This window comes from Lysinibacillus sp. 10T31, from assembly GCF_056394365.1.
This window is the reverse complement of the sequence record NZ_JBFTHS010000247.1, coordinates 1-389: the sequence shown is the minus strand read 5'-3', so window position 1 is coordinate 389 and position 389 is coordinate 1. Positions and strand designations below refer to the sequence as shown.

The 389-nt window shown below is 53.0% G+C and carries 1 protein-coding gene; it reads left to right on the top strand.

The window, feature by feature from the left end:
* Window positions 1-201 precede the first annotated feature (201 nt).
* The coding region (locus tag AC1DCY_RS27870) for a hypothetical protein (RefSeq protein WP_477356073.1) at window positions 202-389 on the top strand (188 nt) is incomplete at its 3' end.

Here is a 389-nt window from a genome sequence, read left to right as displayed (position 1 = left end):
GCGAAGAACCTGACGGATCGCTATAACAACGTTCCAAAGGTTTGCCGAACATTTTCCCCGGGCACAGTATTCGAGTGTTCAGGCGTCATTCTCAGAGGCACCAGTCACTCCACGCAGTATCACTCGTGGGATCCTAACCCCAGCCCGACGGTCAAGGGCGTATCGGCCTCGTACGTGAGACAGGATTCGAGGTTCAGGAGCATGTACATTTACAAGAATGGCTTCATTTTTTACGCGAAGCGCGATGCGCCTGCGGACAAGAAAAATATCGACATTCTTTGTTTTTTTCCTCGAGACGGGGCAACCAATGACAGGGAAGATCAGGGGTGTGGGCAAAGTTCGGATGGACCCACCAGCCGGGAATGCCAATCCCAGGGAATTACCACGGC